Here is an 8,100-nt window from a genome sequence, read left to right on the forward strand (position 1 = left end):
CGGCAACCAGTTCATCAACCAACGGTTTGTAATTGGTTTCTATTCTGGAAATAGGAGAAATTGAGGTTATTTTCTGCCCGTCGATATAATCCATCGTCAGGATTTTCGAGGTAGAGTAGCCTTCAACAGGCTGAGGAATGACTATTTTAGGATACTTCCTGGTATTTTCTCCCAAGGCGATAAGGTTTTCCGCTTCTTTTACATAATCGAGTTCGTTAAGAAGAATGAAACGGAGTTCATCTAAAATCTCATCAACCGCATATTTCTTTGCTGTTTTGTTGTGTTTTACCGCAACATCTGTAAGCTCTTTTAATGTATCAAGATCTTCGATGAAATTTTTTCTGACTCCCGGTCTCTGAATTTTTACCGCAACCTTCTTTCCGGAACGCAGAACTGCAAGGTGAACCTGCCCTATAGAAGCGCTGGCAAGCGGCTGAACTTCGAAACTTTCAAAAGCTTTGGAAATGCGCTGCCCGATTTCTTCTTCTACAATTTTCTGAACTTCGCTGTACGGAATTTCTTCGACATCATCCTGCAGCGATTCCAGCGCTTTCAGATAAGGTTCCGGAATCAGATCCGGTCGCGTAGAAAGCAACTGACCCAATTTCACGTACGTAGGTCCCATGTTTTTAAGGTCTTCGGCAAGTTCTTCTGGGTTTTTGTAATCGTGTTCAGAATCATCGAAATTTTCATTGTTTAGTGCATTTTCGCTTGCTGCTTTGAAAACATCGCTGTTCCAGTATTTTAAAATGAACGAAATAAATTTGGTATAATTGCTGAATTTTTCTGGGATTGTAGACATAATTTATTTTTTGAAATTACCGTTACAAAAACCGTGCTTATTGGGGTTGATTTGTTTTCTGCTTTTCAAGTTTTCTGAAATATCCTCTGAAAAAAATGTTGTGCTTCAAGGCTTCAAGGTTTTGGTTGAGATTGTAACTTGCTTTGTTGATATTACTCATGGTAGAATCTAAATTTTTCACAAAAACCGAATCATTAGAAAGATAATTGATGGCGCCTTTGCCGTTTTTTGCGTTGTTGATGGTTGCATTAAGATTGTCGACGGTTCGGTTGATGTTTACCGCTGAATGATCCAGATTTACAATTACTTTTCTGATTTTATTGGCCATGGCACTGTCTTTCAGGACGCCTACCATTGTTTCTTTTCTGTCGAGTCCGGAAATCATATGGTTCAGTTGGTTGATCGTCTGCGTGGTTCCTTTACTTGAATATTTTAAAAATGCAATACTCGCGCGAAGGTCGCTCAGGCTTGTTTTCAGGTCGTTTCCTGCAGTTTGGTCATTGAGTAATATTCCCAGCGTTCCGTTGCCTTCATTAATTTTTTCTGAAATTTCCAGAAGATTATTTGTAATTCGCTCCGCGTTTTGATTTGTCTTGCTCAGTGTTTTCAACAGATCGTCGGTAGTTAATTTTTTCTCGGTTTTTATCAAGTCACCGCTTTTTACCGGACCAAGATTTCCTGTTCCCGGAATGATGTTTACCACCATATTTCCCACCAAACCATCAGTACCAATACTTGCCTGCGCATCTTTTTTAATGAATCTGAAAACATTGCTGTCAATACCCATCTCGACATTAATTAAGCTGTCGTTAATGATTTCAATTTTCTTTACAGATCCGGCGTTAATTCCCGAAAATCGTACGGAATTTCCCGGCTGCAGGCCATTCACATTGGTAAAATGAGCTTTCAGGATCTCAGTTTTGCCGAAAAGCTGCTGTTTACTTCCAATAAAATATACGGTGAGTATGAAAATTACTGAGCCAATAATTACAAAAAGGCCGAGTCTTAACTTTTGTGTTGTTGATTTTTCCATCTTTTCTAATTATTTGAAAAACGCTTTCACCTTCGGATCCTGCGATAAGGAGAGTTCCTGAAAAGTGCCTTCAGCATAGTTTTTTCCGTCAATTAATAAAATCATCCTGTTAGAAATCACCCTCGCACAATCGACATCGTGAGTGATAATAATTGAAGAGGTGTTGTATTTTTTCTGTACAGATTTCATCAGAATAATAATTTCTTTAGCTGTTATGGGATCCAGACCTGTAGTTGGTTCATCATAAATAATAATTTTGGGCTGCAGAATAAGCGTTCTTGCCAATGCAATTCTGCGCTTCATTCCTCCGGAAAGTTCACTCGGCATCAAATCTACAGCATCCGCCAAGCCTACATTTTCCAGGGCTTCCATCACCAGTGGAGTCGTGTCTTTCAGTTTTCCGAATTTTTTGGTATGTCGGCGCAACGGAAATTCAAGATTTTCCCTTACAGACATCGAATCGTAAAGTGCGCTGCCCTGAAACAGAAAGCCAATTTCAGTGCGCAGTTCGTCAAGCTCTTCACGGTTCAGAAGATTTATTTTCTTTCCCATAATTTCTATTGAGCCTTTGTCGGGAATTTCCAGACCGATCAGACATTTAATCATCACCGATTTGCCTGAACCCGATTTTCCCATGATGACGAGATTTTCGCCTTCATTAAGGGTAAGGTTAAAACGGTCGAGCACAATATTGTCACCGAATCTTTTTTCAAGATTTTCTATCTTTATTAATGCGCTGTTGGGATGAATATTTTCCATTTTACGTTACAAAAATATTGGTGATCAGAACCGCGATAAAGTCGATAATGAAAAGAAACGTCGAGGAATAAACCACTGCCGAATTGGCGGCAATTCCCACACCTTCAGTACCTTTGTTACAATAATATCCTTTAAAACAGCCTACCAAACCGATGGCAAAGCCAAAGAAAAAACTCTTAATCGTGGCAGGAATCAGATCGCTGAACTCCAAACTGTTGAAAACCTGATTAAAATAAAGCGTGAACGAAACATTTCCTTTGGTGCTTTCAACCAGATAAGATCCGAAAATCGCAATAAAATCACTGTATATCACAAGAAGCGGCAACATTACCGTTGTGGCTAAAATCCGTGTAATTACAAGATATTTAAAAGGATTTGTGCCCGAAACTTCCATCGCATCAATCTGCTCTGTAACCCGCATGGAGCCGATTTCTGCACCAATTCCGGAGCCGATTTTACCTGCACAGATAAGACCTGTAATAATAGGCCCAATTTCTCTTATAAGTGAAATACTCACCATGGCCGGAATCATCGAAACTGCGCCGAATTCCTGCAACGTTGGGCGGGTCTGCAGCGTAAAAACCAAACCTATAATTAATCCTGTTACGGTTACCAGAAAAAGCGACCGGTTCCCGATATAAAAGCACTGTTTCAGGAACTCCTGAAATTCGTAAGGCTTTTTAAAAACTTCCTTGAAGAAACGGATTGTGAAATAACTCAGCTCACCAATTTCTATAAGAAATGATTTTAGGGGATTGCTGATGCGGCTGAAAGCAGACATGCTGTACTAAAAATAAAGTTGTTTCATCGAAATATCTCTATCGAATTTACTCATAATTTTACGAAAATCACTCAAAATGAGTATGATTTATGTTTCTTAGAGCATTTTCGGTCATGGTTTTTTTTAATGTTTTTGGTATCGAATAAAAGGTTATTTTTGCAGCATTATGCAATCAATAAGTGTTTTTGAAATCATCAAAGTTGGTATAGGTCCGTCAAGTTCACATACCATGGGACCGTGGAATGCGGCTGAAAGTTTTTTAAATCTAATTCGCAGGAGTCATCCACTTTCAGAGGTGAAGGAAGTTTTTGTTGAATTTTTCGGGTCACTGGCAAAAACCGGTATCGGGCACGGAACCGATATTGCCGGAATGTTGGGACTTTCCGGTGAAAATTTTAAAAAGATTGACACTTCACTGATTGATGCAAAAATCGAAGACATTAAAACTTCAAACCAGATTAATTTAGGTGGAGAAAAAGTGATTCCTTTTGTTTATGGCCATCATTTAATTCTCAATAAACAGCGCTCATTGGATTTTCATCCCAACGGAATGATTTTTAAAGCAGTTTTAGAAAACGGTGAAGAAATCGCCCAGGATTATTATTCCATCGGTGGAGGCTTTATTGCTACCCAGGAAGAAAATTCCTACGAAACGCATTGTGTAAGAACACTTTATCCGTGTCATAATGGTGATGATCTTATGAGAAATATTCAAAAATTAGGTCTTGAAAAAATTTCAGATTTAATTTTCATGAATGAAGAATCCTGGCGCACCAAAGAAGAAACCGAGCAGGAAGCACTCTATATTTGGCAGCAAATAAAAGAATGCATTTATAAAGGCATCAGTAAAGAAGGGATTCTTCCGGGCGGGCTTAATGTTACGCGCCGTGCGGCAGGATTAAACCGAAAACTTCTTGGTGAAAAAACATACACTACGATCGACGAATGGTTCACCAGCGTTGTGGAGGCGGAAGAAACTTTTACCAATATCAACAAATGGGTTTCGTGCTTTGCTTTGGCGGTAAACGAGGAAAATGCCAGTTTCGGCAGAATTATTACTGCGCCAACTAATGGCGCCAGTGGTGTAATTCCTGCGGTTCTTATGTATTCTCAGGCTTTTACGGCGCACCGCACTGAAGAAGATATTATCCGTTTTCTTTTGGTAGCGGGAGAAATCGGGACTTTATTCAAAAAAAATTCAACCATATCCGCAGCAATGGGCGGTTGCCAGGCAGAAGTAGGCGTTTCATCAGCAATGGCCGCAGCGGGACTTACTGAAATCATGGGCGGAAGTCCAGGACAGGTGTTAATGGCAGCAGAAATCGCCATGGAACACCATTTGGGAATGACCTGTGATCCAATCGCCGGATTGGTTCAGATTCCGTGTATTGAAAGAAATTCGATGGGTGCGATTAAGGCAATTACCGCGGCCAATATTGCGATAGAATCTGATCCCACCAAAGCAAAAGTTTCGCTTGACCAAGTAATACAGTCGATGTGGGATACGGCACAAAGTATGAGCGACCGTTTTAAGGAAACATCAGAAGGCGGTTTGGCGATTGCAGTGAATGTGGCTGAATGTTAAGTTCAGAGAATTATTTATCTAAAATTCCGCGGATTTTATTGGCATTTCGAATGAGATCTTCCACAAGTTCGTAATTCTCTTTTTCCAGGGCTGATTTAAATTTTCGGAGCTGGGAAATATGCTCATTAAGTACATCGAGCACATTTTCTTTATTTTGTTTGAAAATCGGGACCCACATTTCCGGATGCGATTTCGCCAGACGCACGGTACTCGAAAAACCGGTACTCGCCAATTGGAAAATGGTATCTTCTTCGCGTTCTTTTTCTAAAACCGTATTGGCAAGCGCATAAGAAGTAATGTGTGAAATGTGCGAGATATAGGCGGTGTGAATGTCGTGATCTTCCGCAGACATATAAATCAGATGCATATCCAGATTTTCCGCAGTATTTTCTACGGTTTTCAGCGCGTCTTCCGCTGAATGTTCGCGGTTGCAGATTACAGCTGCGCGACCAGTGAAACTCTCTGAAATTGCCGATTGAGGTCCGGAATTTTCGGTTCCCCACATTGGGTGAAACGCGACGAAACGGTTTCTGTTGACATGATTTTTCACTGAATTTACAATTCCTGATTTTGTGGAACCTGCATCCATAACTGTTTGCTGCTGTGTCACAAGATCTAGAACTTCTGGCAACAGTTTTTTTGCAGCATCAACCGGAATCGCAATAATAACTAAATCTGAATTTTTTACAGCGTATTCGAGTGAAGCAATTTCATCGATAATACCGAGCTTTTTCGCTTCGTGAAGGTGATTTTCGTTCTGGTCAACTCCATAAATGTGTGAAGCAAAACCTTTTGCTTTTAATTTCAGCGCCATAGAACCGCCGATTAATCCGACACCGATGATCGAAATTTTCATCTTTAAATAAGAATATTATGCGTAAGAATTATAAAACTATCTGAGTTTTTTTAGCGTATTGAACGTGTTCTGCTCCTTACATTTTTCGTAATTAATCTCAAACCTTGGATTCTTCTTTGGATAAACCAGAATGTAAGAAGGGCAGGGCTTCTTTTGTGCCTCACTACGCTCGAAATCTACTTCACCGAACGTAATGATGCTGTCTTTCAGGAACTTTTCGTCAACGTTATTGAGTTTCATCTCTTCGGAAAATGCCGGACTGTACACCATTTTCTTGGAAAGTGTCTCTGCAATCACCCTGGAATTGGGAAGATAACCGCTGCAGCTTGCCCCTTTTTTGTTTAGAATGAAAAATACGATCAATAATCCCGGAATAAGACCGATAAGAAAGAATTTTAATTTTCTCATCTAAAAAATTAAAAGATTGATGTCATGATAAGTAAGGTCGAATCGGTCGCAGATGAGTTTTTTGGTGTGTCGGCCTTTGTACATATACAGCGACTGCTTCATTTCATTTTTGCGGATCAGCATATTCTCGAAACCGCCTTCTTCATCATAATTCAGCAGATAGCTCAAAAAGAAATTAGAAACTGCTTTGGTGGTGGTTCTCGGCATCTTCGAGGTTAAATTCGGTAAACCGCAGTGTATCACGCCATGTTTGATGATATACGGATTTTCCATATCGGTAAGTTCGGATGTTTCGATCACTTTGCCGTTGTCGATGGTTACGTCGATAATTACGCTTCCTTTCTTCATTTTGGTAACCATTTCTTCCGTAACAATAGGGCAGAGGCTGATTTTTGAAAGTGCGCCAATCACGACATCGGCTCTTTTTAAACTTTTTGAAAGTTCCTTAGGATCGATGATAGAAGTCGGAACCCGCCCGTCGACCATCATGTGTAATCTGCGGAGTTTTGACAGTGAATTATCGAAAACTTTTACACTTGCTCCTAAACCTAAAGCGGCTTTGGTAGCAAATTCACCCACGATTCCGGCGCCCAGAATTACAACTTCTGTTGGTCGAACGCCTGTAATTCCGCCGAGCATTAATCCGTTGGAAAGTGCGAGTAGTTCTGCCGCATAAAGTATCGAAATATTTCCGGCAATTTCACCAATCAAACGAACAAGAGAAAGCTGCTTGTATTCATCAATAATAAATTCGAAAGCGATCGCATTAACTTTCTTTTCTGCAAGTTTTTTAAAATATTCCTGATCGCGTAGATTGATCTGAAGCGCAGAAATCAGATAGGTACACGGTTTTAAAAACTCAATTTCCTCTGTTGTAGGAGGATTTATTTTGAGAACTAAATCCTGCTGAAAAGCTTCGCGGGGATCATGGGTAATCTGAGCTCCGGCTTCCGAATACTGCAGGTCGGTAAAAAAAGATCCGTCGCCGGCCCCGGATTCTACCACAATCTGGTGACCGTGTTCTACCAAAACCTGTACCGCGTCGGGCGTTAGGCATGTTCTGCGTTCATTAAGACAGGTTTCTTTCGGAACTCCGATAGCAAACTGTTTTCCTTTTTTTACCACTTCCAGTTTTTCTTCCTGTGGCATCAGTTCCTGCTCAGAAAACGGGGTGAAAATATTTGTACTGCTCATTAGTTACGATTTGCGTATACAAAGAATAAGTTATTGATAGTCGATAAATAAAGCTACAAAGATACAATGATTTAGCGACTAAAAAATAAAATTTACCTGAAAGTAACGGTCCTTGTTTCTTCCTTGTTGCTTATCGTTATTTCGTGGTGAGGCAAACCTTGCAGTTCATCTTCATAAATTTCCGGCCATTCAATGATACAGAGTTGCGCATTGTCCAGGTATTCATCCATCCCGATATCGTAAACTTCACCAATATTTTTCATGCGGTAAAGATCGAAGTGAAAAACCTTTCCTTTCGGTGTATGATACTCGTTTACAATGGCATATGTCGGCGAAGAAACTTCGTCTTTGCTTCCCAAATTCTTCAGGAGAAATTTGGTGAATGTTGTTTTTCCGGCGCCAAGATTTCCTTTTAAAAGCAGAATATTATGCTGAAAATGAGGCATTATTTCATCTGCCACATCTTGCCAGTCTTCAATTTTATTGATTTTGAATTCCATCTTTTTTTGTTTCTATTTATAGATTTCGATTTCAATTTCTCCGTTTTCGGTTACCGCGCCACGATACATTCCGGCAGTGTTGAAAGGCATTGCAATGTTTCCGTCTTTGTCTAAAGCGATTAAGCCTCCATCTCCGCCCATTTTTTCGATCTGGTCGATGGTTTCCTGAGCTGCGGTTTTAA

10 protein-coding genes are annotated in these 8,100 nt (G+C 40.1%); 1 reads left to right on the plus strand and 9 read right to left on the minus strand.

Going from position 1 to position 8,100, the window contains the following annotated elements; translation table 11 throughout:
• The 4 genes from V5N63_RS08525 to V5N63_RS08540 form a co-directional block, all read right to left on the minus strand.
• A partial coding sequence (locus tag V5N63_RS08525) for an ABC1 kinase family protein (protein WP_332033602.1) occupies positions 1-802 on the minus strand: 802 nt, incomplete at its 3' end.
• 37 nt (positions 803-839) lie between these two features.
• The gene (locus V5N63_RS08530) at positions 840-1,835 is read right to left on the minus strand and encodes an MlaD family protein (RefSeq protein ID WP_332033603.1); all 996 of its coding nucleotides are present in this window, start codon (positions 1,833-1,835) and stop codon (positions 840-842) included.
• 9 nt (positions 1,836-1,844) lie between these two features.
• Positions 1,845-2,594, minus strand: coding sequence for an ABC transporter ATP-binding protein (locus tag V5N63_RS08535; protein ID WP_332033604.1), 750 nt, complete (start codon positions 2,592-2,594; stop codon positions 1,845-1,847).
• Between the two features lies 1 nt (position 2,595).
• Positions 2,596-3,375 carry an MlaE family ABC transporter permease gene (locus tag V5N63_RS08540; protein WP_332033605.1) on the minus strand — a complete coding sequence of 260 codons (780 nt, stop codon included), beginning with the start codon at positions 3,373-3,375 and terminating at the stop codon, positions 2,596-2,598.
• A gap of 166 nt (positions 3,376-3,541) precedes the next feature.
• On the opposite strand from V5N63_RS08540, the gene V5N63_RS08545 reads away from it, so the two are divergent.
• A complete protein-coding gene (locus tag V5N63_RS08545) occupies positions 3,542-4,960 on the plus strand; it encodes an L-serine ammonia-lyase (RefSeq protein WP_332033606.1) in 1,419 nt (472 codons plus the stop codon).
• A gap of 10 nt (positions 4,961-4,970) precedes the next feature.
• Here the strand turns inward: V5N63_RS08545 and V5N63_RS08550 are convergent, their stop codons facing one another.
• The 5 genes from V5N63_RS08550 to V5N63_RS08570 all read right to left on the minus strand — a co-directional run.
• Positions 4,971-5,816 (minus strand): prephenate dehydrogenase, encoded by an 846-nt coding sequence (locus tag V5N63_RS08550; protein ID WP_332033607.1) that lies wholly within the window; start codon positions 5,814-5,816, stop codon positions 4,971-4,973.
• Between the two features lie 36 nt (positions 5,817-5,852).
• The gene (locus V5N63_RS08555) at positions 5,853-6,224 is read right to left on the minus strand and encodes a hypothetical protein (protein WP_332033608.1); all 372 of its coding nucleotides are present in this window, start codon (positions 6,222-6,224) and stop codon (positions 5,853-5,855) included.
• On the minus strand, positions 6,225-7,418 hold the full coding sequence (locus V5N63_RS08560) for an alanine dehydrogenase (protein WP_332033609.1): 1,194 nt from the start codon (positions 7,416-7,418) through the stop codon (positions 6,225-6,227). It lies immediately after the preceding gene.
• A gap of 92 nt (positions 7,419-7,510) precedes the next feature.
• The gene (gene tsaE, locus V5N63_RS08565) at positions 7,511-7,918 is read right to left on the minus strand and encodes a tRNA (adenosine(37)-N6)-threonylcarbamoyltransferase complex ATPase subunit type 1 TsaE (protein ID WP_332033610.1); all 408 of its coding nucleotides are present in this window, start codon (positions 7,916-7,918) and stop codon (positions 7,511-7,513) included.
• A gap of 12 nt (positions 7,919-7,930) precedes the next feature.
• On the minus strand, positions 7,931-8,100 hold a 170-nt coding region (locus V5N63_RS08570), incomplete at its 5' end, for an isoaspartyl peptidase/L-asparaginase (RefSeq protein ID WP_332033611.1).

This window comes from Kaistella sp. (assembly GCF_032060305.1).
Classification (GTDB): domain Bacteria; phylum Bacteroidota; class Bacteroidia; order Flavobacteriales; family Weeksellaceae; genus Kaistella; species Kaistella yananensis.

Coding starts and splice junctions, on each gene's coding strand:
- V5N63_RS08560 (WP_332033609.1), bottom strand. CDS start 7,418: ATGAGCAGTACAAATATTTTCACCCCGTTTTCTGAGCAGGAACTGATG.
- V5N63_RS08540 (WP_332033605.1), bottom strand. CDS start 3,375: ATGTCTGCTTTCAGCCGCATCAGCAATCCCCTAAAATCATTTCTTATA.
- V5N63_RS08535 (WP_332033604.1), bottom strand. CDS start 2,594: ATGGAAAATATTCATCCCAACAGCGCATTAATAAAGATAGAAAATCTT.
- V5N63_RS08555 (WP_332033608.1), bottom strand. CDS start 6,224: ATGAGAAAATTAAAATTCTTTCTTATCGGTCTTATTCCGGGATTATTG.
- V5N63_RS08550 (WP_332033607.1), bottom strand. CDS start 5,816: ATGAAAATTTCGATCATCGGTGTCGGATTAATCGGCGGTTCTATGGCG.
- tsaE (WP_332033610.1), bottom strand. CDS start 7,918: ATGGAATTCAAAATCAATAAAATTGAAGACTGGCAAGATGTGGCAGAT.
- V5N63_RS08530 (WP_332033603.1), bottom strand. CDS start 1,835: ATGGAAAAATCAACAACACAAAAGTTAAGACTCGGCCTTTTTGTAATT.
- V5N63_RS08545 (WP_332033606.1), top strand. CDS start 3,542: ATGCAATCAATAAGTGTTTTTGAAATCATCAAAGTTGGTATAGGTCCG.